This window comes from Aeromonas sp. QDB25, assembly GCF_027707725.1.
Taxonomy (GTDB): domain Bacteria; phylum Pseudomonadota; class Gammaproteobacteria; order Enterobacterales; family Aeromonadaceae; genus Aeromonas; species Aeromonas caviae.
Map to the genome: position 1 here is coordinate 52,246 of NZ_JAPCIZ010000014.1, position 22,861 is coordinate 75,106.

Annotated in this window: 22 protein-coding genes; 7 read left to right on the top strand and 15 right to left on the bottom strand. The window is 60.9% G+C overall.

Features of this window, described 5'->3' with window-relative positions; translation table 11 throughout:
- Nucleotides 1-4: 4 nt before the first annotated feature.
- From iscU to ubiT, 5 genes are all read right to left on the bottom strand, one after another.
- Nucleotides 5-388: a Fe-S cluster assembly scaffold IscU gene (iscU, locus tag PG883_RS07245; RefSeq protein WP_010675059.1), complete on the bottom strand. Its 384-nt coding sequence runs from the start codon at nucleotides 386-388 to the stop codon at nucleotides 5-7.
- Between the two features lie 54 nt (nucleotides 389-442).
- Nucleotides 443-1,657 carry an IscS subfamily cysteine desulfurase gene (locus tag PG883_RS07250; RefSeq protein WP_010675060.1) on the bottom strand — a complete coding sequence of 405 codons (1,215 nt, stop codon included), beginning with the start codon at nucleotides 1,655-1,657 and terminating at the stop codon, nucleotides 443-445.
- Between the two features lie 52 nt (nucleotides 1,658-1,709).
- Nucleotides 1,710-2,213 (bottom strand): Fe-S cluster assembly transcriptional regulator IscR, encoded by a 504-nt coding sequence (iscR, locus tag PG883_RS07255; RefSeq protein ID WP_025327241.1) that lies wholly within the window; start codon nucleotides 2,211-2,213, stop codon nucleotides 1,710-1,712.
- Nucleotides 2,214-2,307: 94 nt separating this feature from the next.
- Nucleotides 2,308-3,042, bottom strand: coding sequence for a tRNA (cytosine(32)/uridine(32)-2'-O)-methyltransferase TrmJ (gene trmJ / locus PG883_RS07260; RefSeq protein ID WP_103857942.1), 735 nt, complete (start codon nucleotides 3,040-3,042; stop codon nucleotides 2,308-2,310).
- Nucleotides 3,043-3,232: 190 nt separating this feature from the next.
- The gene (gene ubiT, locus PG883_RS07265; protein ID WP_029314693.1) at nucleotides 3,233-3,745 is read right to left on the bottom strand and encodes a ubiquinone anaerobic biosynthesis accessory factor UbiT; all 513 of its coding nucleotides are present in this window, start codon (nucleotides 3,743-3,745) and stop codon (nucleotides 3,233-3,235) included.
- 188 nt (nucleotides 3,746-3,933) lie between these two features.
- On the opposite strand from ubiT, the gene ubiU reads away from it, so the two are divergent.
- Nucleotides 3,934-4,929, top strand: coding sequence for a ubiquinone anaerobic biosynthesis protein UbiU (gene ubiU / locus PG883_RS07270; protein WP_010675064.1), 996 nt, complete (start codon nucleotides 3,934-3,936; stop codon nucleotides 4,927-4,929).
- Between the two features lie 12 nt (nucleotides 4,930-4,941).
- Nucleotides 4,942-5,814 (top strand): U32 family peptidase, encoded by an 873-nt coding sequence (locus tag PG883_RS07275; protein ID WP_010675065.1) that lies wholly within the window; start codon nucleotides 4,942-4,944, stop codon nucleotides 5,812-5,814.
- Nucleotides 5,815-5,889: 75 nt separating this feature from the next.
- Here PG883_RS07275 and nlpI read toward each other — a convergent pair whose 3' ends face one another.
- The 7 genes from nlpI to queA all read right to left on the bottom strand — a co-directional run bounded on the left by nlpI (nucleotide 5,890) and on the right by queA (nucleotide 12,919).
- On the bottom strand, nucleotides 5,890-6,822 hold the full coding sequence (gene nlpI, locus PG883_RS07280) for a lipoprotein NlpI (RefSeq protein ID WP_280520777.1): 933 nt from the start codon (nucleotides 6,820-6,822) through the stop codon (nucleotides 5,890-5,892).
- 90 nt (nucleotides 6,823-6,912) lie between these two features.
- Nucleotides 6,913-7,281 carry a rhodanese-like domain-containing protein gene (locus tag PG883_RS07285; protein WP_010675067.1) on the bottom strand — a complete coding sequence of 123 codons (369 nt, stop codon included), beginning with the start codon at nucleotides 7,279-7,281 and terminating at the stop codon, nucleotides 6,913-6,915.
- Nucleotides 7,282-7,381: 100 nt separating this feature from the next.
- Nucleotides 7,382-8,329 carry a protein translocase subunit SecF gene (gene secF, locus PG883_RS07290; RefSeq protein WP_010675068.1) on the bottom strand — a complete coding sequence of 316 codons (948 nt, stop codon included), beginning with the start codon at nucleotides 8,327-8,329 and terminating at the stop codon, nucleotides 7,382-7,384.
- Nucleotides 8,330-8,338: 9 nt separating this feature from the next.
- The gene (gene secD / locus PG883_RS07295) at nucleotides 8,339-10,192 is read right to left on the bottom strand and encodes a protein translocase subunit SecD (protein WP_029314697.1); all 1,854 of its coding nucleotides are present in this window, start codon (nucleotides 10,190-10,192) and stop codon (nucleotides 8,339-8,341) included.
- An 18-nt stretch (nucleotides 10,193-10,210) separates the two neighbouring features.
- Nucleotides 10,211-10,546 carry a preprotein translocase subunit YajC gene (gene yajC, locus PG883_RS07300; protein WP_010675070.1) on the bottom strand — a complete coding sequence of 112 codons (336 nt, stop codon included), beginning with the start codon at nucleotides 10,544-10,546 and terminating at the stop codon, nucleotides 10,211-10,213.
- 50 nt (nucleotides 10,547-10,596) lie between these two features.
- A complete protein-coding gene (gene tgt, locus PG883_RS07305; RefSeq protein ID WP_010675071.1) occupies nucleotides 10,597-11,733 on the bottom strand; it encodes a tRNA guanosine(34) transglycosylase Tgt in 1,137 nt (378 codons plus the stop codon).
- Between the two features lie 118 nt (nucleotides 11,734-11,851).
- A complete protein-coding gene (gene queA / locus PG883_RS07310) occupies nucleotides 11,852-12,919 on the bottom strand; it encodes a tRNA preQ1(34) S-adenosylmethionine ribosyltransferase-isomerase QueA (protein ID WP_010675072.1) in 1,068 nt (355 codons plus the stop codon).
- Nucleotides 12,920-13,130: 211 nt separating this feature from the next.
- Between queA and PG883_RS07315 the strand changes: the two genes are divergently transcribed.
- The 3 genes from PG883_RS07315 to ahpF all read left to right on the top strand — a co-directional run bounded on the left by PG883_RS07315 (nucleotide 13,131) and on the right by ahpF (nucleotide 16,502).
- The gene (locus PG883_RS07315; RefSeq protein WP_010675073.1) at nucleotides 13,131-13,577 is read left to right on the top strand and encodes a CBS domain-containing protein; all 447 of its coding nucleotides are present in this window, start codon (nucleotides 13,131-13,133) and stop codon (nucleotides 13,575-13,577) included.
- Between the two features lie 629 nt (nucleotides 13,578-14,206).
- Nucleotides 14,207-14,773: an alkyl hydroperoxide reductase subunit C gene (gene ahpC, locus PG883_RS07320; protein WP_010675074.1), complete on the top strand. Its 567-nt coding sequence runs from the start codon at nucleotides 14,207-14,209 to the stop codon at nucleotides 14,771-14,773.
- 142 nt (nucleotides 14,774-14,915) lie between these two features.
- Nucleotides 14,916-16,502: an alkyl hydroperoxide reductase subunit F gene (gene ahpF, locus PG883_RS07325; RefSeq protein WP_039038739.1), complete on the top strand. Its 1,587-nt coding sequence runs from the start codon at nucleotides 14,916-14,918 to the stop codon at nucleotides 16,500-16,502.
- Nucleotides 16,503-16,570: 68 nt separating this feature from the next.
- On the opposite strand, the gene PG883_RS07330 is transcribed toward ahpF, so the two are convergent.
- Nucleotides 16,571-17,890: an MFS transporter gene (locus PG883_RS07330; protein ID WP_029314700.1), complete on the bottom strand. Its 1,320-nt coding sequence runs from the start codon at nucleotides 17,888-17,890 to the stop codon at nucleotides 16,571-16,573.
- A gap of 116 nt (nucleotides 17,891-18,006) precedes the next feature.
- On the opposite strand from PG883_RS07330, the gene PG883_RS07335 reads away from it, so the two are divergent.
- Nucleotides 18,007-18,252 (top strand): hypothetical protein, encoded by a 246-nt coding sequence (locus PG883_RS07335; RefSeq protein WP_041201636.1) that lies wholly within the window; start codon nucleotides 18,007-18,009, stop codon nucleotides 18,250-18,252.
- A 124-nt stretch (nucleotides 18,253-18,376) separates the two neighbouring features.
- Here the strand turns inward: PG883_RS07335 and PG883_RS07340 are convergent, their stop codons facing one another.
- The gene (locus tag PG883_RS07340) at nucleotides 18,377-19,126 is read right to left on the bottom strand and encodes a class I SAM-dependent methyltransferase (RefSeq protein WP_010675078.1); all 750 of its coding nucleotides are present in this window, start codon (nucleotides 19,124-19,126) and stop codon (nucleotides 18,377-18,379) included.
- Between the two features lie 228 nt (nucleotides 19,127-19,354).
- Here PG883_RS07340 and PG883_RS07345 point away from each other — a divergent pair, with 228 nt between their 5' ends.
- Nucleotides 19,355-19,840 carry a VOC family protein gene (locus PG883_RS07345; protein WP_010675079.1) on the top strand — a complete coding sequence of 162 codons (486 nt, stop codon included), beginning with the start codon at nucleotides 19,355-19,357 and terminating at the stop codon, nucleotides 19,838-19,840.
- 87 nt (nucleotides 19,841-19,927) lie between these two features.
- On the opposite strand, the gene gcvP is transcribed toward PG883_RS07345, so the two are convergent.
- The gene (gene gcvP, locus PG883_RS07350) at nucleotides 19,928-22,804 is read right to left on the bottom strand and encodes an aminomethyl-transferring glycine dehydrogenase (RefSeq protein ID WP_010675080.1); all 2,877 of its coding nucleotides are present in this window, start codon (nucleotides 22,802-22,804) and stop codon (nucleotides 19,928-19,930) included.
- Nucleotides 22,805-22,861: the final 57 nt, after the last annotated feature.

A 22,861-nucleotide genomic window follows, 5' to 3' on the forward strand; every position in this document is an offset into this window, starting at 1 on the left:
GACCTTAAAGACCTTTCTTCTGCTTGTAATCGGCGATGGCGGCCTTGATGGCATCCTCCGCCAGAATGGAGCAGTGGATCTTCACCGGCGGCAGCGCCAGCTCTTCGGCGATGTCGGTGTTCTTGATACCGGCCGCTTCGTCCAGGGTCTTGCCCTTGACCCACTCGGTCACCAGGGAGCTGGAGGCGATAGCGGAACCACAGCCGTAGGTCTTGAACTTGGCATCTTCGATGATGCCATCGTCGCTGATCTTCAGTTGCAGCTTCATGACGTCACCACAGGCCGGTGCACCGACCATGCCGGTGGCGACGCTGGGATCGTTCTTGTCAAAACCACCGACGTTGCGGGGATTCTCGTAGTGGTCGATTACTTTTTCACTGTAAGCCATATCTAACTCCTGCTAATTCCGTTGTTCACCAGACCCTTGCCATGCTGGCAAAGATCAGTGATGTGCCCATTCGACCGTGTTCAGATCGACGCCATCCTTGAACATCTCCCACAGGGGGGACATCTCGCGCAGACGACCGATGGAGTCGCAGATGAGCTTGATTGCGTAGTCGATCTCTTCTTCGGTGGTGAAGCGACCGATGCTGAAACGGATGGAGCTGTGTGCCAGCTCGTCGTTCAGGCCCAGGGCGCGCAGCACGTAGGAAGGTTCCAGGCTGGCCGAGGTACAGGCAGAACCGGAAGAGACCGCCAGATCCTTCAGTGCCATGATGAGGGATTCCCCTTCCACATAGGCGAAGCTGACGTTCAGGTTACCCGGTACACGCTGATCCAGATCCCCGTTGATATAGACTTCTTCGATGTTCTTGATGCCATCCCACAGACGCTGGCGCAGGGCCATGATGTGCTGGCTCTCGCTCGCCATCTCTTCCTTGGCGATGCGGAAGGCTTCCCCCATGCCGACGATCTGGTGGGTTGCCAGGGTACCGGAGCGCATGCCGCGCTCGTGACCACCGCCGTGCATCTGGGCTTCCAGACGAACACGGGGCTTGCGGCGCACATACAGGGCGCCAATGCCTTTCGGGCCGTATACCTTGTGGGCGGACATGGAGAGCAGATCAACCTTGAGCGCTTCCACGTCGACCGGGATCTTGCCCACGCTCTGGACGGCGTCCACGTGCAGCAGGATTTTGCGGGAACGGCACAACTCGCCGATGGCAGCGATGTCTTGCACCACCCCGATCTCGTTGTTGGCGTGCATGATGCTGACCAGGATGGTGTCATCACGCAGGGCGCCTTCGATCTGCTCAAGGGTGAACAGGCCGTTGGGCATGGGCTCAAGGTAGGTCACCTCATAGCCTTCACGCTCCAGTTGGCGGCAGGTATCCAGCACAGCTTTGTGCTCGGTCTTGGAGGTGACGATGTGCTTGCCCTTGCCGGCGTAGAAATGGGCAATGCCCTTGATGGCCAGGTTGTTGGACTCGGTCGCACCGGAGGTAAAGACGATCTCGCGCGGATCCGCGCCGATCAGCTCTGCCACTTGATTACGGGCCAGATCCACCGCCTCTTCGGCCTGCCAGCCGAAACGGTGGGAACGGGAGGCTGGGTTGCCGAACAGGCCGTCCATGGTGAGGCACTGCATCATTTTTTCTGCGACACGCGGGTCCACCGGACAGGTTGCCGAATAATCAAGGTAAATAGGCAGTTTCATCTTTTTCTCCGTTACGACGGGGTCACACAGCGACTCGTCGTGGAAAGCACGTTTATAGTTGGACTTTCAAGCTCACATCACCGCGTTCGGCCCGATCAACCAGGGACAACACGGTCTTCATTTGTTCATCTTGCTTGCCGGCGATACGGCGCACATCGGCCTGACCAACCAGCTCGGCCAGGGTGATATCCCCCAGGAAACTGGAGATGCGTTCGCTCAGATCCCGCCACAAGGAGTGGGTCAGGCACTGGGTACCACCGTGGCAGCCCCCTTTGCCGAGGCACTTGGTCGCATCGACCGATTCATCGACCGCAGTGATCACCTGACCGACCGAGATCTCGCCAGGGGCCAGACCGAGGCGATAGCCGCCACCGGGACCACGTACGCTGCTCACCAGACCATGCTTGCGCAGACGGGCAAACAGTTGTTCCAGATAGGACAAGGAGATGCCCTGGCGCTCTGAAATATCAGCCAGGGGCACGGGCCCCTGCTCTGCATGCAACGCCACGTCGAGCATGGCTGTCACCGCGTAACGTCCTTTTGAGGTCAGTCTCATATGCCTTACCGTCTTGCGAACCAATCAATATGTGGCATATGGTCACATACCCGACTAAATCAGTCAAGTATATGCTTGAGTAAATCAGTCGGGATTAATCCTGTGCCCTGGACTTCTGGACAGAGGTGAGAATGCCCCGCAGGATGTTCAACTCCACTGCTTCGGGTCTGGCCCGATTGAATAGACGACGCAGTTTGCTCATCACATGGCCTGGATGGTCATCGGCAATGAACCCCGTCTTTTGCAACGTCTGCTCCAGATGCTGATAAAACCCTTCCAGTTGCTGGGCGCTGGGGTACTCGACCCGCTCATCCTCCGGGGCCGAATGCTCCTGGTTCTGTACTTCCAGCCAGCGCATCCGCACCTCGTAACAAAGGGTCTGCACTGCCATGGCCAGATTGAGGGAGCTGTATTCTGGATTGGCGGGAATGGCCACATGGAAGTGGCATTTTTGCAGTTCGTCATTGGTGAGGCCGGTACGTTCACGGCCAAACACCAGCGCGACCGGGTGCTCCATGCCCTCGGCAACCAGCTTCTCGCCCGCTTCACGGGGATCCAGCATGGGCCAGCTCAAGGTGCGGGAACGGGCACTGGTGCCGATGACCAGACCACAGTTGGCAATGGCTTCATCCAGGGTCGGCACAATACGGGCGCGAGCCAGGATATCGCTGGCCCCCGCTGCCAGGGCGACGGCCTCCTCATCCGGCTGGGCCTGGGGATCGACCAGCACCAGTTGAGTCAGCCCCATGGTCTTCATGGCCCGCGCCGCGGATCCCATGTTGCCGGTGTGAGAGGTGTTTACCAACACGATACGAATCTGATCCAACATGCCCAGTCAATCTTCAGTCAAAAATGGCGCGCAATTGTAACATAACCAATCGCTATTTTGGCACCGCTTCCGACCAGGCATTTCTGCACAAACAGACAGATGATACATCCCCACCCTGCGTGGTCACGCTGACAGTGGGGTACTGCGGCTCAAGTTCACCTGTTCCGCAGCACTCGGGCAAGAAAACGGCTCAGCTCATTGTCGCGGCAGTGGGCACGTGCGTCTCGCGGGCCCGCTCGATAAAGGTCGCCAGATCCATCAAGGGGTATTTCATCAATCCCAGCCCGTCCAGATCCAGGCTGTCCATCAGATTTTTCACCTCCAGGCCCAACTCGGTATCCCCCTCTATCTTCAGCCGGCGCTGGAAGAAGAGGGAATCCGGGTCTTCACGGCGCCCGGCGATCAGAACAAGATCCTGGCTATTGCCGCTGAAACAGACATCGGCGTGCTCACACTTCCTTGCCACCACCAGTTTTCCCTCCCGCTCGCTGATAAACCAGCATAGCCCCAGATCGCTGACTTCCACTTTCAGCCACTTGCCCGCAAGAAACGCAAATTCCCCCTCTTCGATGGCCTCCCGGAACACCCTGCCCAGCAGGGCCTCCATCAGGTTTTGTTGCAGCGGGAAGGGCACCAGCTTGAGGGGGTGGCGCAAGAGACGGGGTGCCTGTTCGACCAGGCGACGTTGCAGATGTTGAAACACGATAAACTCCCAGTTTTTTGCGCATTCAAGCACAGCCCCTTCGGCAAGATCCTGTTGAAAATCAAACTTGTGTCCACTTACCTCAAGAAGGGTAAAGCCACCTAAAGCTGCCTCAGGTCAAAAAGCGGGAGGGCAAGCATGAATACAATCGGGCCACTTTGCATTTTTGCCCTCTCGGAGCGTACCCGATGGAATTACTCTGCCCGGCAGGCAGCCTGCCGGCACTGAAGACAGCCGTGGATAACGGGGCCGATGCGGTCTACATCGGCTTCAAGGATGACACCAACGCCCGCCATTTCGCCGGGCTCAACTTCACCGACAGCAAGCTGGAAAGAGCGGTTGACTATGTCCACCAGCATGGCCGCAAGCTGCACATCGCCATCAATACCTTTGCCCACCCGGGCTCCGATGCCCGTTGGAAGCAGGCCGTGGACAAAGGGGTGGCGCTCGGTGCCGATGCCCTGATCATCGCCGATCTCGCCGTGCTCGATTATGCCAGCCGCCGCCATCCCGACATGGAGCTGCATGTCTCGGTCCAGGCCAGCGCCACCAACGCCGCTGCCATCCGCTTCTACCAGCAGCACTTCAACGTCGGCCGGGTGGTGCTGCCGAGGGTGCTCTCCATGCATCAGGTCAGGCAGCTGGCCCGCGAGACCGACGTCGGCCTTGAGGTGTTCGCCTTCGGCAGCCTCTGCATCATGGCGGAGGGGCGCTGCTACCTCTCCTCCTACATGACCGGCGAGAGCCCCAACACCGTCGGCGCCTGCTCACCGGCCAAGTTCGTACGCTGGGAGGAGACCCCGAGCGGCCTCGAATCCCGCCTCAACGAGGTGCTGATCGATCGTTACGGCCCGGGGGAAAATGCCGGCTACCCGACCCTGTGCAAGGGCCGCTTCGAGGTGGATGGCCAGACCTATCACGCGCTGGAGGAGCCCACCAGCCTCAACACCCTCGGCCTGTTGCCCGAGCTGTTCCAGACCGGCATCCAGTCGGTCAAGATCGAGGGGCGCCAGCGCAGCCCCGCCTATGTGGAGCAGGTGACCCGGGTCTGGCGCGCCGCCATCGACGCCTATCAGGCCAACCCCGAGGCCTATCAAGTCAAGGCTGAGTGGGATGCCCAGCTCGCCCGCGTCTCCGAGGGGAGCCAGACCACCCTCGGTGCCTATCATCGCCAGTGGCAATAAGGAGCCCTGTTCATGAAATTCTCTCTCGGCCCCCTGCTCTTCTACTGGCCCAAGGCCGACACCCAGGCCTTCTATCAGGCGGCCGCCGCCAGCCAGGCCGACATCGTCTATCTGGGGGAAACCGTCTGCAGCAAGCGGCGCGAACTGAAAGTGGATGACTGGATTGCCCTCGCCCGTCAGGTGGCGGGCTCCGGCAGGCAGGCGGTGCTCTCCACGCTGGCGCTGATCTCTGCCCCCTCCGAGCTCAAGGAGGTCAAGCGGCTGGTCGACAACGGCGCGCTGATGATCGAGGCCAACGATCTGGGGGCCGTCCAGCTCGCCAGTGAAGCCGGGCTGCCGTTCGTCTGCGGCCCCGCCATCAACGCCTACAACGCCGACGTGCTGCGCATGCTGCTCAAACAGGGAATGCAGCGCTGGGTGATGCCGGTGGAGCTCTCCCGCGACTGGCTGATGCAGCTCAATCAGGATCTGGGCAGGGAGCGCCAGCAGTTCGAGGTGGAGGTGTTCGCCTATGGTCATCTGCCGCTCGCCTACTCGGCACGCTGCTTCACCGCCCGCTCCCTCGACCGGCCCAAGGACAACTGCGAACTGGCCTGCATCCACTACCCCACCGGCCGACTTGCCAGCAGCCGCGAGGGGCAGAAGGTGTTCAACCTCAACGGCATCCAGACTCAGTCCGGTTACTGCTACAACCTGGGCAACGAGCTCAAGGGGATGGAGGGGCTGGTGGATGTGGTGCGCCTCTCGCCCGAAGGCATGGAGACCCTGACGATGCTGGAGCGCTTCAAGGCCAACGAACAGGGGATGGCCCCCCTGCCCCTGCAGCAGGAGCGGGACTGCAACGGTTACTGGCGCCAGATCCCCGGCATGAGCCTGGTGGAGTAGCGGTACAACCCGTGTCACCAGACAGCAAAAAGGCCTCGTCAAGAGGCCTTTTTCATGGGGTTCAAACCCGTTTAGTCACGCTTTGCCGCTCTTGCCCTGGGCTCCGGGTGGCTGGGGCTTGCGCGCCATCAGTTCCAGCTCCAGCAAGGCATAGCGATGCTCGATGAAGTCATAGACGTTGTTGGCCAGCGCCAGCTTGAAGTAGCTGATGGCTTCCTTGCGGTTACCCTTGGCCAGCTCGAACTTGCCGAGGTAGAAGTAGGTCTCGCACAGGCGCTCGGCGAGCTCCCTGTTGTCCTTGACCCCTTTCACCACGTTGCTCATCAACTGGGTGGCATTGATGTCGCCCGTATAGAGGCGCACCAGATCCCAGTTCCAGGCGTCGTCGTCATATTTGTTGAGCCGCTCGCGCATCCGGCTCATGGCCGCCGGTCCGTTGAGCTTCTGCTCGGCCAGATAGAGCCAGATCACCCGATAAGGGTCTTCTGGTTGCGCCTCGTAGAAGCGCTTCATATCCGCCGCGGCAAGCTCGGGGCGATTGCCGTAATAGAGCGCGATTCCCCGGTTGAGATAGGCGTAGTCGTAATCCGGGGCGAGCTCCAGAGCGGAGTCGAACGCCTCATAGGCCTCGTCGTAGTTCTGCTGTTGAACCAGATAGACACCGATGAAGTTGTAGGCCTCGGCAAAATCCGGCTTCTCCCGCAGGGCGCGGTTGAAGTCGAGTCGCGCCAGGGAACGCAAGCCCACCCGGTCAAACACCACGGCACGCTCATAGAAGAGTTCTGCCCGCTGTTCGGTCGTCAATTCCATTTCACTGAGCATCTGCCCGAGTCGCGCCAACGCCAACTCGCTCTGGTAGGAGACCTGCAAGGGGGTCGCCAATACCAGTGAAGCGGGTTGCGGCTTGGGAACTTGAGGCGCTTTTACCTGACTGCTACTGCTGCAACCCCACAAGGGGAGCAACAACAGGATACCCGTGAGGTATCCAATCCCTATCCTGACGTTCAATGAACACTCCGACGCTTACGCTTGACCCCGCATATGGTAAAGATCACGGGGCCGTTTGTCATGTGGCGCAGCCCCTCTCCCTCAAATAAATCAGGATTCGACAGGGTATCCGGCATCGCTCCAGCCGCGAAAGCCTCCATCGACGCTGACGACCCGGGAATAACCCATCTTCTGCAGGTTATCCGCCACCAGGATGGAGCGAAATCCCCCACCACAATAGAGGTAGAGTTCGGTGTCGGGATCCGGATACCGGGTCTCGATGTCACGCTCTATCACCCCGCGCCCGAGATAGGTGGCCCCCGGCAGATGGCCCCTGGCCCACTCGCTCTCTTCGCGCACGTCGATCAGATGAAATGCTCGGCCCTCATCCTGCCAGCGCTTGATCTGGTGCACATCGGTTTCCTGCACCTGCGGGCGGATGACCTCTACCAGGGCCAGAAAACGGGGATTGTGTTGCATGGGCTTGCTCCTTGCTTTGGGTAATGGATGCTGGGTTGTGGGGAGCATCATGACTCACCCCGGCCACAAGAGAAAGGGCGCCTTGCGGCGCCCTTGTCTGTTACGGCAGGATCTCTTGCTGATCCGCGCCCTCTTTTTCCACCTGGGTCGGCAGCATGTGCTCCCGCTTGATCCCGAGGAACATGGCTGAGGCGCTCGCCACATAGATGGAGGAGTAGGTCCCGAAGGCCACCCCGATCACCATGGCGATGGAGAAACCGTGGATCAGAGGCCCGCCTTTGAGCAGCAGCGCCACCACCACCACGAAGGTCAACCCCGAGGTGATGATGGTCCGGCTCAGGGTCTCGGTCATGGAGAGATCCATGATCTCCGCGGTGTCCCCACGGCGTACCTTGCGGAAATTCTCCCGCACCCGGTCGAACACGACGATGGTGTCGTTCAGGGAGTACCCCACCAGCGTCATCAGCGCCGCCAGCACGGTCAGGTCGAACTCGTACTGGAAGTAGGCGAAGATGCCGAGGGTGATGATCACGTCGTGAGCCAGGGAGAGGATGCCCCCCGTGGCCAGACGCCACTCGAAGCGCACCGCCACGTAGATCAGGATACAGATGATGGAGGCCAGCATGGCCAGGGCACCGTCGGTGGCCAGCTCGTCACCCACGGAGGGACCGACGAACTCGACACGCTTGAGCACGGCGCTCTCGTCGACCAGCTTGGCGGCCGCCAGGACCTCGTTGCCCTGCTGCTCGACCTTGACGCCCTCTTGGGGGGCCATGCGCACCAGCACATCACGGCTGGAGCCGAAGAACTGCAGGGTCGCCCCGTCAATCTTCTGCTGATCCAGCGCCTCGTGCATCTTGTCCAGGCTCACCGACTGCTGGAACCCCACCTCGATGGTGGTACCGCCGGTGAAGTCCAGCCCCCAGTTCAGGCCACGATCGTACAGAACGTAGAGGGCGAGCACCGTTACCAGAGCAGAGAGGACCATACCCAGCTTGGCGAAACGCATGAAGGGGATGGGCTTTTCAAAATGTAGAATTTGAAACATGTCTCTTCCTTAGATCGGCAGCTTGTCGATGCGCCGTCCACCCCAGGCCAGGTTGATGATGGCGCGGGATACCGTGATGGCAGTGAACATGGACGCCGTCAGGCCGATCCCGAGGGTCAGGGCGAAGCCCTTGATGGCACCGGTACCGATACCGAACAGGATCACGCAGGTGATGAGCGAGGTGATGTTGGAGTCGGCGATGGTGGAGAAGGCGCGATCAAAGCCCAGGTGAATGGCTTGCTGCACCCCGCGACCATTGCGGATCTCTTCACGAATACGCTCGTAGATCAGCACGTTCGCATCCACCGCCATCCCCAGCGTCAACACGATACCGGCGATGCCCGGCAGGGTCATGGTGGCCCCCGGGATCATCGACATGATACCGACGATGAGCACCAGGTTCATGGTCAGCGCCAGATTGGCCACCCAGCCGAAGGCACGGTAGTAGATCCCCATGAAGAGCACGATCACCAGCATGGCCCAGCCGATGGCTTCCATCCCGCTGTCGATGTTCTGCTGACCCAGGCTCGGGCCTATGGTGCGCTCTTCGACGATCTGGATGGGGGCAATCAGGGCACCGGCACGCAGCAGCAGCGCCAGGTTGTGGGCTTCGTTGGCGTTGTCGATCCCGGTGATGCGGAACTGGCTACCCAGGCGAGACTGGATGGTGGCGACGTTGATCACCTCCTCCTGCTTGCGGAACTTGCGCTTGCCGTCCGGACCAGGCTGCCCCACCGGCTTGTACTCGATGAAGACGGTCGCCATGCCCTTGCCAACGTTGTCCTTGGTAAAGTTGGCCATCTTGTTGCCACCCTGACCATCGAGCTTGATGTTGACCTGGGGACGGCTGTATTCATCGAAACCGGACTGGGCACCCACGATGTGGTCACCGGTCAGGATCACGCGCTTTTGCAGTACCACGGGACGACCGTTGCGATCGTTGTAGACCTTGGAGCTCGGCGGCACGCGGCCTGCGGCAGCGGCCTGGATATCGGCAGCCTCATCGACCATGTGGAACTCCAGGGTCGCGGTGGCCCCCAGGATCTCCTTGGCACGGGCGGTGTCCTGGATCCCCGGCAGCTCGACGATGATACGCTCGCCGCCCTGCTGCTGGACCAACGGCTCGGCCACACCCAGTTCGTTCACCCGGTTGCGGATGATGGTGATGTTCTGCTCGAGGGCATACTTCTTCACCTCTTTGACCTTGGCTTCGCTCAGACTGGCCAGCAGGATGAAGTCATCCCCTTTCTGGTCGGTGGTGAAGACAAGATCCGCATTCTGGCGACGCAGGAAGGAGAGTGCCTTGGCCTGATCGGCCTCGTCACGGAAGACCACCTGCACCTGATCCCCGACCCGGCGTACACCGGAGTAGCGGATCTTCTGGGTGCGCAGCTCGGCGCGGAAATCCTGCACCATCTGTTCCTGCTGCTTGGCCAGCGCTTCGGCCATGTCCACTTCCATCAGGAAGTGCACACCGCCCCGCAGGTCAAGACCGAGCTTCAGGGGCGCCGCGCCGATGGCCTCAAGCCAGGCGGGGGTCGACGGTGCCAGGTTGAGGGCGGTGATGAAATTGTCGCCCAGCTTGTTGGCCACGATGTCGCGCGCCTTGAGCTGGTCTTCGGTGTTGTTGAAACGGATCAGGATGAAGCCGTGCTCGAACGCCGCATGCTTGACCGGGATCTTCGCCTCGTCGAGGGTTTCCTTCACCTGATCGAGGGTTTCTAGTTTGACTTCGGCACCACGGCTGGCAGAGACCTGCAAGGCCGGGTCTTCGCCGTAAAGATTGGGGGCTGCATATAGAAAACCGATGGCGATCACGACGATCACCATCAGGTATTTCCACAGCGGATAGCGATTTAACACGCTGTGCTCCTCGGGAGATTAGAGGGACTGGATAGAACCCTTGGGCAGAACGGCAGAGACGAAGTCACGCTTGATGGTGACCTGGGTCTGATCGTTCAGGGCCAGCACAATGTAGTCGCTGTCGGCGGAAACCTTGGCGATCTTGCCGACCAGGCCACCGGAAGTGAGCACTTCGTCGCCCTTGGAGAGGGAGCTCATCAGATTGCGATGCTCCTTGGCACGCTTGGCCTGGGGACGGTAGATCATGAAGTAGAAGATGAGACCGAACACGGCCAGCATGATGATCATTTCCATGCCACCACCCTGTGCTGCCGGAGCCGCGCCTTCTGCATACGCCTTGGAGATAATGCTCATTTAACAACCTCTTATTGATGTAGATTTGAATACTAACTTATATGTCGTTGTTATTTCACGTCATTTTCAGCCAGTGGAGGCACAGGCTTCCCTTGCCGACGGTAAAACTCAGTTACAAAGTCGTCTAATTTACCCTGCTCGATCGCGTCCCGCAAACCCTGCATCACGCGCTGGTAATAACGCAGGTTGTGGATGGTATTCAGACGGGCACCGAGGATCTCGTTGCACTTGTCCAGATGGTACAGATAGCTACGGGTGTAGTTCTTGCAGGTGTAGCAATCGCAGTCCGCATCCAGGGTGCTGGTGTCTTCCCGGTACTTGGCGTTGCGGATCTTGACCACGCCATCGGTGGTAAAGAGATGACCGTTGCGGGCGTTGCGGGTCGGCATCACGCAGTCGAACATGTCGATACCGCGGCGCACCCCTTCCACCAGATCCTCCGGCTTGCCCACCCCCATCAGGTAGCGCGGCTTGTCGGCCGGAATTTTCGGGCAGACATGGTCAAGGATGCGATGCATGTCCTCTTTGGGCTCACCCACGGCAAGACCGCCGACCGCGTAACCGTCGAAGCCGATCTCAAGGAGACCGTCCAGCGACACATCCCGCAGCGGTTCGTAGACAGAACCCTGGATGATGCCGAACAGGGCGTTCTTGTTGCCGAGTGCATCGAACTTGTCACGGGAACGCTTGGCCCAGCGCAGGGACATCTCCATGGACTTGCGCGCTTCCTCGTAAGTGGCCGGGTACGGGGTGCACTCGTCGAAGATCATCACGATGTCGGAACCCAGATCGTACTGGATCTCCATGGACTTCTCGGGGTCGAGGAAGATCTTCTCGCCGTTGATGGGATGACGGAAGTGCACCCCCTCCTCGGTGATCTTGCGGATGTGCCCCAGACTGAACACCTGGAAACCACCGGAGTCGGTCAGGATGGGCCCCTGCCAGTTCATGAAGTCGTGCAGATCGCCGTGGGCGCGCATCACTTCCTGACCCGGGCGCAGCCAGAGGTGGAAGGTGTTGCCAAGCAGGATCTGGGCACCGGTCTCACGCACCTCTTCCGGTGTCATCCCCTTGACGGTGCCGTAGGTGCCGACCGGCATGAAGGCCGGGGTCTGGACCACGCCACGCTCGAACACCAGTTGACCGCGACGGGCACGCCCATCGGTGGTTTTCAATTCAAATTTCATTGCTACCTCTATTCAGTCAGAGAAACAGTCTGACAACAAAGGGCCCGAGGGGCCCGGTAATATGAAGCCGGCCGGCATACTGACAAGCAGAGCCTGAACGACTTCTGAAGGGCAAGGCTTAACCCTGCACCCGGCGACGGGTGACGAACATGGCGTCCCCGTAGCTGAAGAAACGGTACTGTCCCGCCACGGCGGCCTGATAGGCGGCCATCACGTTGTCATAGCCGGCAAAGGCGCTGACCAGCATGATCAGGGTGGATTCGGGCAGGTGGAAGTTGGTGATCATGGCATCGACCACCTGGAACTCGTAACCGGGGAAGATGAAGATGTCGGTGTCATTGAAGAAGGGCGCCAGCGGCTTGCCCTGGGCCAGGGTCGCCTTGGCCGCACTCTCGAGGGATCGCACCGACGTGGTCCCCACCGCAACCACCCGACCGCCGCGGGCGCGGGTCGCCGCGATGGCATCCACCACCTCCTGGGGCACTTCGGCGTATTCCGAGTGCATGTGGTGATCTTCAATCTTGTCGACGCGCACCGGCTGGAAGGTGCCCGCCCCCACGTGCAGGGTCACGAAGGCCATCTCCACGCCCTTGGCACGGATCTGCTCGAGCAGCGGCTCGTCGAAGTGCAGACCGGCGGTCGGCGCCGCCACGGCACCCGGCTTCTGGTTGTAGACGGTCTGGTAGCGCTCCTTGTCGGCATCCTCGTCGGGACGGTCGATATAGGGAGGCAGCGGCATATGGCCGATGGCATCCAGAATGGTCAGCACAGGGCGCGGGTCCAGGAAGTGGATCTCGAACAGAGCGTCGTGACGGGCACGCATCTCGGCCTCGACGGGCACGCCGTCGGCACCGCCATCCAGAAGGAGGCGGGTACCTGGCTTGGGGGACTTGGACGAGCGGACGTGCGCCAGCACGCTGTGCTCGTCCAGAATGCGCTCCACCAACACCTCCAGCTTGCCGCCGCTGGCCTTCTGGCCAAACATGCGGGCCGGAATGACACGGGTATTGTTGAACACCAGCAGATCGCCGGGGTTGAGCTGGTCAAGCACATCGACAAAATGACCGTGGCGCAGGGCGCCGGTTTGACCATCGAGCTGCAGCAGGCGGCTAGCGGTACGCTCCGCCATGGGATAGCGGGCAATCAGCTCGTCTGGCAGATCAAAATGAAAATCGGATACTTGCATCTTTCACCTCGGGGGAATCGGCGGCTAGTCTAGTTATCCCCCTCTTCCAAGGCAACCCAAAAGACTAAAAACCCAAGGAAGACAAGGGATAGCGGGCCATTTTGTGAGGCTGGGCCCGTTAAAAAACCTTTAAGGTTTTGTATTGACCCCGATCATGTTCTGGCGACGGGGGCTGGGCTAGGGTGGAAGCAGACACACAAGGAGGCCCACCATGATGACCCTCTCCGAGATCATGACTGAACACCCCTTTACCCTGGGTCCGGAAAACAGCGTCAAGCAGGCGATGGAGCTGATGCAGCAGGAGCGGATCCGTCACGTTCCCATCGTCGATGAACACCAGCATCTGCTTGGTCTGGTCACCCTCTCGGACATCCTGGCCACCCGTGAATCCAAGCTGCTGCTGATCAACCCCGAGCGGGAGGCGGAGTTCACCGACAGCGTCCAGCTCGACGAGATCATGACTCGTCAGGTGGCGAGCGTGGATCCCCACGCCGGCATCAAGGAGGCGGCCCTGTATCTGCAGCGCCACAAATATGGCTGTCTGCCGGTACTCAAGGGGCGCAAGCTGGTTGGCATCGTCACCGAGTCGGACTTCATCGCCGTGGCCATCAATCTGCTGGAGCTGATGGAGGAGCAGGAGCCCCCAACCGACTTTTGATCTTAAAATTCTGTAATAAAATTACAATAAAAGCGTTTTAAGCCTAATTTAACGGCTATTTAAGTGAAACACTTTCAATTTGACTGTAAAATTACACCACAAAACTTGCGTTGTGACATTCATCACACTATGATGCCCACTATGCAATGGTTGCCGAAGAGGAGATGAGGATTGTGCACCCGCCATCTTCTCTTCATATGTCTGCAAGTTTGCACACCCCGTAGTTAGTCTTTGCTGTAAAGCATATTTATCGCCATTCCTTGTTTGATGACCCGGCCCTGTCTGTGCGACTGCGCCGGGATTTTTTTATCCCTCTTTTTTCTACTGCGCCGCCTCGTCTGCCCCCTTCTCTGCTCACGCAATGAAAACAAATCCGGCCCAGCCCTTGAAAATGTGACATGCAGGACAGAAATTGAACTTCGACAATGAGTTATCTCCGAAGGCCTGAGATATTCATGTTAGGTACAGTTGTGATGGTCTATCTAATAAATAGATTTATGTGATTCAAAATTGTGGCTTTGACCGATTAGAAAAAGTCACTATGATGACTCCATCGAAAGTTAAGCGCCTCGTCTGGCACGACTCTTCAACACCAGACAGGCATATGTACATCACCAAGGAGCAAATACATGTCTACCTACATCAACACTGAAATCAAGCCGTTCAACGCCACCGCCTACCACAATGGCAAATTCGTTCAGGTGTCTGACGCTGACCTGAAAGGCAAGTGGTCCGTGGTGTTCTTCTACCCGGCTGATTTCACCTTCGTCTGCCCGACCGAGCTGGGCGACCTGGCCGACAACTACGCCGAATTCCAGAAGCTGGGCGTCGAGATCTACGCCGTCTCCACCGACACCCACTTCACCCACAAGGCCTGGCACGACACTTCTGACACCATCCAGAAGATCCAGTACCCGATGATCGGCGACCCCACCGGCACCATCACCCGCAACTTCGGCGTGATGATCGAAGAAGCTGGCCTGGCTGACCGCGGTACCTTCGTCATCGACCCGCAAGGGGTCATCCAGATCGTTGAAATCAACGCTGGCGGCATCGGCCGTGACGCACTGGAACTGCTGCGCAAGGTCAAGGCTGCCCAGTACGTTGCTTCCCACCCGGGTGAAGTGTGCCCGGCCAAGTGGAAAGAAGGCGACGCCACCCTGGCCCCGTCCCTGGATCTGGTAGGCAAAATCTAAGCCTCCCCGCTCTGAAGACCGGCCCGTTCAAGGGCCGGTCTTGTTTACGGCCCTCAGAAAATGCGCCGGTCTGCTGTGTGGACCTCTGTTTTCTGTATCCGGTCATCGTGCCGACCCGCATTCAGCAAGAAGGAATTCGACCATGTTAGATACCAACCTCAAACAACAACTCAACGGTTACTTGCAGTACATCGTCAATCCCATCGAGATCAGCGTGTCCGGCAATGACAGCGACAAATCCGCCGAACTCCTGGCATTGGCCAGCGAGATTGCCGAGATGTCCCCCAAAATTTCCCTGACCGATGGCACCAATGCCCGCAAGCCTTCCATGAGCATCGCGCCCCAGGGCCAGGCCCCGCGCGTGCACTTTGCCGGCATTCCCATGGGTCATGAATTCACCTCCCTGGTGCTCGCCCTGCTGCAAAGCGGCGGTCACCCCTCCAAGGCCGATCCGGCCGTGCTGGAGCAGGTGAAGAACCTCAAGGGCGAGTTCCACTTCGAGACCTATATTTCACTCTCCTGCCACAACTGTCCGGACGTGGTACAGGCCCTGAACCTGATGTCCACCCTGAACCCCGGCATCACCCACACCATGATCGACGGTGCCCTGTTCCAGGATGAGGTGAACGAGCGTCAAATCATGGCGGTCCCGAACGTCTACCTGAACGGTCAGCCGTTCAGCCAGGGCCGCATCTCGCTGGAAGAGATCGTTGCCAAACTCGACACCGGCGCTGCCGAGCGCAAGGCGCAAGAGCTGAGCGAAAAAGCGCCTTATGACGTGCTGGTGGTGGGCGGTGGCCCAGCCGGCGCCGCCGCGGCCATCTATGCCGCCCGCAAAGGCATTCGCACCGCCATTGTCGCCGAACGTTTCGGTGGCCAGGTGATGGACACCGTCGGCATCGAGAACTTCATCTCCGTGCCCTACACCGAGGGCCCCAAGCTGGCCGCCAGCCTGGAGCAGCACGTGAAGCAGTACGGCGTGGAAGTGATCACCGAGCAGCGCGCCGCCGCCATCAGCAAGGATGGTTACGTCAACGTGGACCTCGCCTCCGGTGCCACCTTGAAGAGCCGCGCCGTGATCCTGGCGACCGGTGCCCGCTGGCGCGACCTGAACGTGCCGGGTGAACTCGAGTACCGTACCAAGGGTGTGGCCTACTGCCCCCACTGTGACGGCCCCTTCTTCAAGGGCAAGCGCGTGGCGGTGATCGGTGGCGGCAACTCCGGCATCGAGGCTGCCATCGATCTGGCCGGCATCGTCGAGCACGTCACCGTGGTGGAGTTCGCCGATACTCTGCGTGCCGACGATGTGCTGCAGAAGAAGGCCCGTTCCATGGGCAATATCGACATCATCATGAGCGCCCGCACCACCGAAGTGATCGGCGACGGCAGCAAGGTGGTGGGCATGGACTACGAAGATCGCACTACCGGCGAGATCAAGCATCTGGCGGTGGCCGGCATCTTCGTCCAGATCGGTCTGGTGCCGAACACCGAGTTCCTCAAGGGGAGCGAAGTGGCCCTGACCCGCTTTGGCGAAATCGAGATCGACACCAAGGGTGCCACCTCCCTGCCCGGCGTCTATGCCGCAGGGGATGCCACCACGGTACCGTTCAAGCAGATCATCATCTCCATGGGGGCAGGTGCCACCGCCGCCCTGGGTGCGTTTGATTACCTCATTCGCAACCCGGCGCCGGAAGCACAAGCTACCCAGGCCGATGCCGTGACCGCCTGATAACCGCCCAACAAAAAACCGACTCCCTGGAGTCGGTTTTTTTATCCCTGTCGTTGGGTCGCCAGCCTTCAGCGCCCCTGCGGCGCGTCCCTCTCCTGCCCCTCTTCACTCACCGCTCTCTCTTCTGCATCAGGCACGGCATAGCTCGCCGGCACTGCCTCCCCTTCCAGATCCGTTCTTGGCTCCAGCTCCGCCGTCATGGGGGTGTTGGGGGGCACAGGTATGAAAACCTGATGCTCCGTCAGCGGAATGGGGGCTCGCTTACGCCTGCGCCAGCCGAGATAGGCCGACAGCAGCAGACCGCACAGGGCAAAGTAGACGAACAGCCCCTGTGGTCCGAACGTTGCCATGGTAAAGGGGGCCAGCAGCGGACCCGTCATGGCCCCCAGGCTGTAGGCAAGCAGCAACCCCTGGTTTGCCCCCAGCACCTGATCCGGGCGCAGTTCATCGCAGGCATGGCTGAGGCTCAAGGGATAGATGGAGAACGCCATGCCCCCCAGCAGGAAGACAAGAGTCCCCTCGACTGGCTCACGCCAGGGCTCCGGCAGCAGCACCATCAACAACGCGATCAGGGTCAGCAGGGCGCAGAGCAGCAGGATCACCAACCGTCTGTCGTAACGATCAGATGCACGTCCGATAGGATATTGCAGACACATCCCCCCCAGGATCACCAGCGCCATCATGTCCGCCACCTGGGAGAGGGAGGCGCCGCTGTCGGTGAAATAGAGCGGCAACAGCCCATAGATGGACCCGAGGATGAGGCCCGAGGTAAAGCTGCTGCCCATCCCCGCCGGAGTGAGGCGCACCAGCTCCAGCACTCCCACCGGCTGGGGTGCCACCATGGCCGGCGTCGCCACTCGGGAGAGAGCCAGAGGCACCACGGAGAGAGTCGCCGCCATGGCGCACAGGGCGAACGGCGTCAGCACCATGGGGTCCACCTGCTTGAGCAGCTGCTGGCCCAGGGCAAGTGAACCGTACAGCAGGATCATGTAGAGGGACATCAACCGCCCCCGGTTCGCCGGGGTGCTTGAGACCAGCATCCAGGACTCCAGCACCACGAACAGGCCGCCGGTGGCAAACCCCCCGATCAGCCGCAGCGCCGCCCAGGTGACAGGCTCCACCACCATGCCGTGCAGCAGAAACAGAAAACAGAGCAGGGAGGCATAAGCCGCATAGGCCCGGATATGTCCCACCCGGATGATGAGGCGGGCATTGATGAAGGTCCCCAGCACCAGGCCGCCGAAATAGGCAGCCGACACCAGACCGATGGCCTGGGCGGACACCTGCTCGGCGGAGAGACGCACCGTCAGCAGGGTATTGAACAGACCGTGACCCAGAATGAAGATCACCAGACTGGTCAGGGGGGACAGCAACCTTGTCAGTGCCATGGAGCCTCCTCGCAATAAAAGGGTCATGGTAGCCCCTGCCTCCCGCCCCCTTCAACCCGAATGCCCTCCCCCTGCGGGGCTATGCTTGACGGGAACCCCACATGGAGATCCGAAAGATGAGACTCATGCTGTTGTTGGCCGCCCTGCTCTTTTGCGGCAGCGCCCTCGCCTTCCACTGCCCCATGGACATGAAGAAGATAGACGACGCCCTGGCCGCAGGCCCCGCCCTCAGTGCCGAGCAACTGGCCGAGGTGAAGCAGTTGAGGGCGGACGGAGAGACCCTGCACAACGCGGGCAAGCATCAGGAATCGGTCGATACCCTGGCCAAGGCCATGGCCATTCTCAGCATCGATCAGGGCTGATACCGCCCCTTCGCCGCGCGACGGTCTCTTTCGCATCGCCCGGATACAGACCGCCAAAATGAAACAAGGCCCTCGCCATCACTGGCGGGGGCCTTTTCACTGCGGATGTCAGCGCTGAACGGGGCTACACCCGGCCACTGTAGACCAGAGTGCAATAGTTGAAGGCTATCTTGCCGTCAACGGCGTGGCGAGCAAACTCGCGGCGAACGAGCGCTGTCATCTGATCGTGGGCCGGCGTGCCCGCCACAGGCGCATAGGAGGAGGAGTTGAGCCGTCCAAGCACCCCGTCAAGATCGAACAGCTGGCTGTTCTCGAAGCGATCGAGCCGGTACTCCCCGGTGAAGAAGGCGCGAAAATCCGCCTCACCGAGGTTGCGATGATTGACCTCCTCGTAATCCCCCGAGTAGGCGTGCAGCCCCTCTTCATAGGCCTTGAGAAACGGGGTGTTCGTCAGCCTGTCATTCCAGATGAGGGCGACCTGGCCACCGGGCTTGAGCAGCCGCTGGCACTCCTGCCGAAAAGCCGCGCGATCGAACCAGTGAAACGCCTGGGCGACCGTCACCAGATCCATCGCCCCCGTGGGCAGGCCCGTGGCTTCCGCACTGCCGTGCAGCCAGCCGATGTTCCCCACCTGGGCAAGCAGCCGTTTGGCGGCAGCCCGCATATCGTCATTGGGCTCCACCGCCCAGACCCGCGCGACCCGGGGGGCCAGCAGGGCGGTCAGGATGCCGGTGCCCGCGCCGATGTCCGCCACCTGGGCCTCTGGCCCCATGGCCAGCTCCCTTGCCAGAAAATCCAGCATGGCGGCGGGATAACCGGGTCGATATTTCACATAGGCCTCGACCCGGGTCGAGAATCGCTGGGTACTGTCCATGGCAGACTCCTCTCTTGATGCGGCCTTCATGCCGGCTCCCGGCCTGGTGACCAGGATCCCCATGCCACTACACTTGACCCCATCATGCAAGCCCCAAGCGGGTGGCAAACGGCGTACAGGCTGGCTTGCCACCCAGCGAAGCAGCAGGCGCTGCGGGCGGCAGGATACCCATCGGGGCGCCCGCTCACGGGCGTCGAAGGACAAACACCAGGATGGAGCTGCGACACAATGAGACCAGTCAAGAACAGGATTTGCCTCTGGTATGACGGGGATGCCGAGGAGGCGGCACGGTTTTACGCCAGCCTCTTCCCCGACTCCGCCGTCGGTGCCGTACACCGGGCCCCGGCCGACTATCCCGCCGGCAAGAAAGGGGACGTGCTGACGGTCGAGTTCAGGGTGATGGGGATCCCCTGCCTCGGCCTCAACGGCGGGCCCGGGGTCCGCCACAACTGGGCGTTCTCGTTTCAGGTGGCCACCCAGGACCAGGCCGAGACGGATCGCTACTGGCACGCCATCATCGACCATGGCGGTCAGGCGAGCGAGTGCGGCTGGTGTCAGGACAAGTGGGGCATCTCCTGGCAGATCACCCCTCAGGTCCTCATCGAGGCGATAAGCGATCCCGACCCCGAGGCAGCGAGACGCGCCTTCGAGGCCATGATGCAGATGGACAAGATTGACATTGCCACCATCGAGGCGGCGCGCCAGGGCGAGTAGCCCGTTCGCACGGGCGCCGCACACAACAAGGCCACCCCTGGGGGTGGCCTTGTGCATATTGGCTGTCAGCTCTTCACGGCGCCGCGATTACTTGGCGTAATCCTCGGTGGGTACGCAGGAGCAGAACAGATTGCGATCGCCATAGACGTCGTCGATACGGTTGACCGACGGCCAAAGCTTGCTGGCGCGCACCGCGTCGGATGGGAAGACCGCCTCGGCGCGGCTGTAGCCACGGTTCCACTCTGCATCCATCACGTCGTCCTGGGTGTGCGGCGCATGGACCAGGGGGTTGTCGGCAAGGCTCCAGTGACCGTCCTGCACCCGGGCAATCTCGGCGCGGATGGCGGTCATGGCTTCCACGAAGCGATCCAGCTCGCGCTTGGATTCGGATTCGGTCGGCTCGACCATCAGGGTGCCCGCCACCGGGAAGCTCATGGTCGGCGCGTGGAAGCCGTAGTCCATCAACCGCTTGGCCACGTCCATCTCGCTGATGCCACTGGCTTCTTTGAGCGGGCGGATGTCCAGAATGCACTCGTGGGCCACCCGGCCGTTGCGACCTGTATAGAGCACGGGGAAGGACTCGCCGAGCTTCTTGGCCAGGTAGTTGGCGTTGAGGATGGCGACCTGGGTGGATTTCTTGAGCCCCTCGTCCCCCAGCATGGCGATGTACATCCAGCTGATGGGCAAAATGCTGGCCGAACCGAACGGAGCGGCAGACACGGCGCCGTTGTCACGGCTCTCCTTGTCGGTCTTGACCACGGCGTGACCGGCCACAAACGGTGCCAAGTGTTTCTTCACGCCGATGGGGCCCATGCCCGGACCGCCACCGCCATGAGGAATGGCGAAGGTCTTGTGCAGGTTGAGGTGAGAGACGTCCGCGCCGATAAAGCCTGGCGCCGTCAGCCCGACCTGCGCGTTCATGTTGGCGCCGTCGAGGTACACCTGACCACCATACTGGTGAACGATGTCGCACACCTCCTTGATGGTCTCCTCGTACACCCCGTGGGTGGAGGGGTAGGTCACCATCAGGCAGGAGAGCTGGTCTCCGACCTCGGCGGCCTTGGCGCGCAGGTCGTCCAGATCCACGTTGCCAGCCTTGTCACAGGCGGTGACGATGACCTTGAGGCCCGCCATCTGGGCGGAAGCCGGGTTGGTACCGTGGGCAGAGGCCGGGATGAGGCAGACATCGCGATGCCCCTCGCCGCGAGACTCGTGGTACTTCTTGATGGCCAAGAGGCCCGCGTATTCGCCCTGAGCGCCGGAGTTGGGCTGCATGCAGACCGCATCGTAGCCGGTCACCTTCACCAGCCAGTCTTCCAGATCTGCCAGCAGCAGCTGGTAGCCTTGAGTCTGCTTGAGCGGCGCGAAGGGGTGCAGCTTGCCAAATTCAGGCCAGGTCACCGGGATCATCTCGGCGGTGGCGTTGAGCTTCATGGTGCAGGAGCCCAGGGAGATCATGGCGTAGTTCAGGGCCAGATCTTTCGCTTCGAGACGGTGGATGTAGCGCAGCATCTCGGTCTCGGAGTGGTACTTGTTGAATACCTCGTGGGTCAGCACGGCGTCGGTGCGCAGCAGATCCTGCGGGATCGCCTGATGCGTCTGGGCGGCCTGGTCGAGGGCCTCCACATCGAGGCCGTGACCCCCCCCAAGGAACAGGTCGAACAGCTCGGCCACATCGCCTCGGGTGGTGGTTTCAGAGAGGGACACACCGACCGCACCGTCCAGATCCGCGCGCAGGTTGATGCCGAGCCCTTCGGCCTTGGCAATGAGTGCAGCTTTGTCCGACGTCAGTACTGTGAGGGTATCGAACCAGCTTCCGTGCTTGAGAGTCACGCCCTTGGCAGTGAGGCCGAGCGCCAGGATGGTGGTCAGACGGTGCACGCGGGAGGCGATGGTTTTCAGCCCCACCGGGCCGTGGTAGACGGCGTAGAAGCTCGCCATGTTGGCCAGCAGCACCTGGGCGGTACAGATGTTGGAGTTGGCCTTCTCGCGGCGGATGTGCTGCTCGCGGGTCTGCATGGCCATGCGCAGGGCGCTCTTGCCACGGGCATCCTTGGAGACGCCGATGATGCGACCCGGCATGGAGCGCTTGTAGGCGTCGCGGGTGGCGAAGAAGGCGGCGTGGGGGCCACCGTAACCCATGGGCACACCGAAGCGCTGGGCACTGCCGAACACCACGTCGGCACCCAGTTCACCCGGGGATTTGAGCAGCAGCAGGGAGAGCATGTCGGTCCCGACGCAGGCCAGCCCCTTCTGGGCCTGGACGGCGGCAATGAGGGAACGCAGATCGGCCACATTGCCGGTGGTCCCCGGGTACTGGAACATGGCACCGAACACCTCTTCGCTCACGGCCTCGCCCGCAGGGCCGACCACCACATCGAAACCGAAGTGGACCGCGCGCTCCTTGACCACGTCGATCACCTGGGGGTGAACGTCGTCGGCCACGAAGAAGAGGTTGGATTTGGATTTGGCCATGCGCTTGGCCAGCGCCATGGCTTCGGCGGCGGCGGTGGCTTCATCGAGCAGGGAGGCGCTCGCCAGATCCATGCCGGTGAGATCCAGGGTGAGCTGCTGGAAGTTGAGCAGGGCTTCGAGACGGCCCTGGGCCAGCTCGGGCTGATAGGGGGTGTAGGCGGTGTACCAGCCCGGGTTTTCCAGCACGTTGCGCAGGATGACGTGGGGCACGTGGGTGTCGTGGTAGCCCATGCCGATGTAGCTCTTGGCGATCTGGTTCTTGGCCGCATAGCCCTTGAGCTTGGCCAGGGCCTCCACTTCGGTCATGGGGGCGCCGATACCAAGCGGCCCCGGACGACGGATGGCGGCGGGGACCGTCTGCTCAATCAGATCGTCCAGGCTCTCGGCACCCACGGTGGCGAGCAGGGCCCGCAGTTCTTCCTCACCCGGGCCGATGTGACGGCGGATGAAATCGGTTTTTTGCTCGAGTTCAAACAGTGACTGGGTCATTTCCCTATTTCCTGGTAATAGGTCCTGGCATGACATCCTGATAACCAAGACCTGATG

Excerpts from the sequence above, each read along its gene's own strand:
- PG883_RS07340 (WP_010675078.1), bottom strand. The coding sequence starts at position 19,126 with ATGGACAGTACCCAGCGATTCTCGACCCGGGTCGAGGCCTATGTGAAA.
- PG883_RS07275 (WP_010675065.1), top strand. The coding sequence starts at position 4,942 with ATGAAATTCTCTCTCGGCCCCCTGCTCTTCTACTGGCCCAAGGCCGAC.
- PG883_RS07335 (WP_041201636.1), top strand. The coding sequence starts at position 18,007 with ATGAGACTCATGCTGTTGTTGGCCGCCCTGCTCTTTTGCGGCAGCGCC.
- PG883_RS07285 (WP_010675067.1), bottom strand. The coding sequence starts at position 7,281 with ATGCAACACAATCCCCGTTTTCTGGCCCTGGTAGAGGTCATCCGCCCG.
- gcvP (WP_010675080.1), bottom strand. The coding sequence starts at position 22,804 with ATGACCCAGTCACTGTTTGAACTCGAGCAAAAAACCGATTTCATCCGC.
- ahpC (WP_010675074.1), top strand. The coding sequence starts at position 14,207 with ATGTCTACCTACATCAACACTGAAATCAAGCCGTTCAACGCCACCGCC.
- ubiU (WP_010675064.1), top strand. The coding sequence starts at position 3,934 with ATGGAATTACTCTGCCCGGCAGGCAGCCTGCCGGCACTGAAGACAGCC.
- PG883_RS07330 (WP_029314700.1), bottom strand. The coding sequence starts at position 17,890 with ATGGCACTGACAAGGTTGCTGTCCCCCCTGACCAGTCTGGTGATCTTC.
- iscU (WP_010675059.1), bottom strand. The coding sequence starts at position 388 with ATGGCTTACAGTGAAAAAGTAATCGACCACTACGAGAATCCCCGCAAC.
- tgt (WP_010675071.1), bottom strand. The coding sequence starts at position 11,733 with ATGAAATTTGAATTGAAAACCACCGATGGGCGTGCCCGTCGCGGTCAA.
- ahpF (WP_039038739.1), top strand. The coding sequence starts at position 14,916 with ATGTTAGATACCAACCTCAAACAACAACTCAACGGTTACTTGCAGTAC.
- trmJ (WP_103857942.1), bottom strand. The coding sequence starts at position 3,042 with ATGTTGGATCAGATTCGTATCGTGTTGGTAAACACCTCTCACACCGGC.
- secF (WP_010675068.1), bottom strand. The coding sequence starts at position 8,329 with ATGTTTCAAATTCTACATTTTGAAAAGCCCATCCCCTTCATGCGTTTC.
- PG883_RS07345 (WP_010675079.1), top strand. The coding sequence starts at position 19,355 with ATGAGACCAGTCAAGAACAGGATTTGCCTCTGGTATGACGGGGATGCC.
- queA (WP_010675072.1), bottom strand. The coding sequence starts at position 12,919 with ATGCAAGTATCCGATTTTCATTTTGATCTGCCAGACGAGCTGATTGCC.
- PG883_RS07315 (WP_010675073.1), top strand. The coding sequence starts at position 13,131 with ATGATGACCCTCTCCGAGATCATGACTGAACACCCCTTTACCCTGGGT.
- iscR (WP_025327241.1), bottom strand. The coding sequence starts at position 2,213 with ATGAGACTGACCTCAAAAGGACGTTACGCGGTGACAGCCATGCTCGAC.
- yajC (WP_010675070.1), bottom strand. The coding sequence starts at position 10,546 with ATGAGCATTATCTCCAAGGCGTATGCAGAAGGCGCGGCTCCGGCAGCA.
- PG883_RS07250 (WP_010675060.1), bottom strand. The coding sequence starts at position 1,657 with ATGAAACTGCCTATTTACCTTGATTATTCGGCAACCTGTCCGGTGGAC.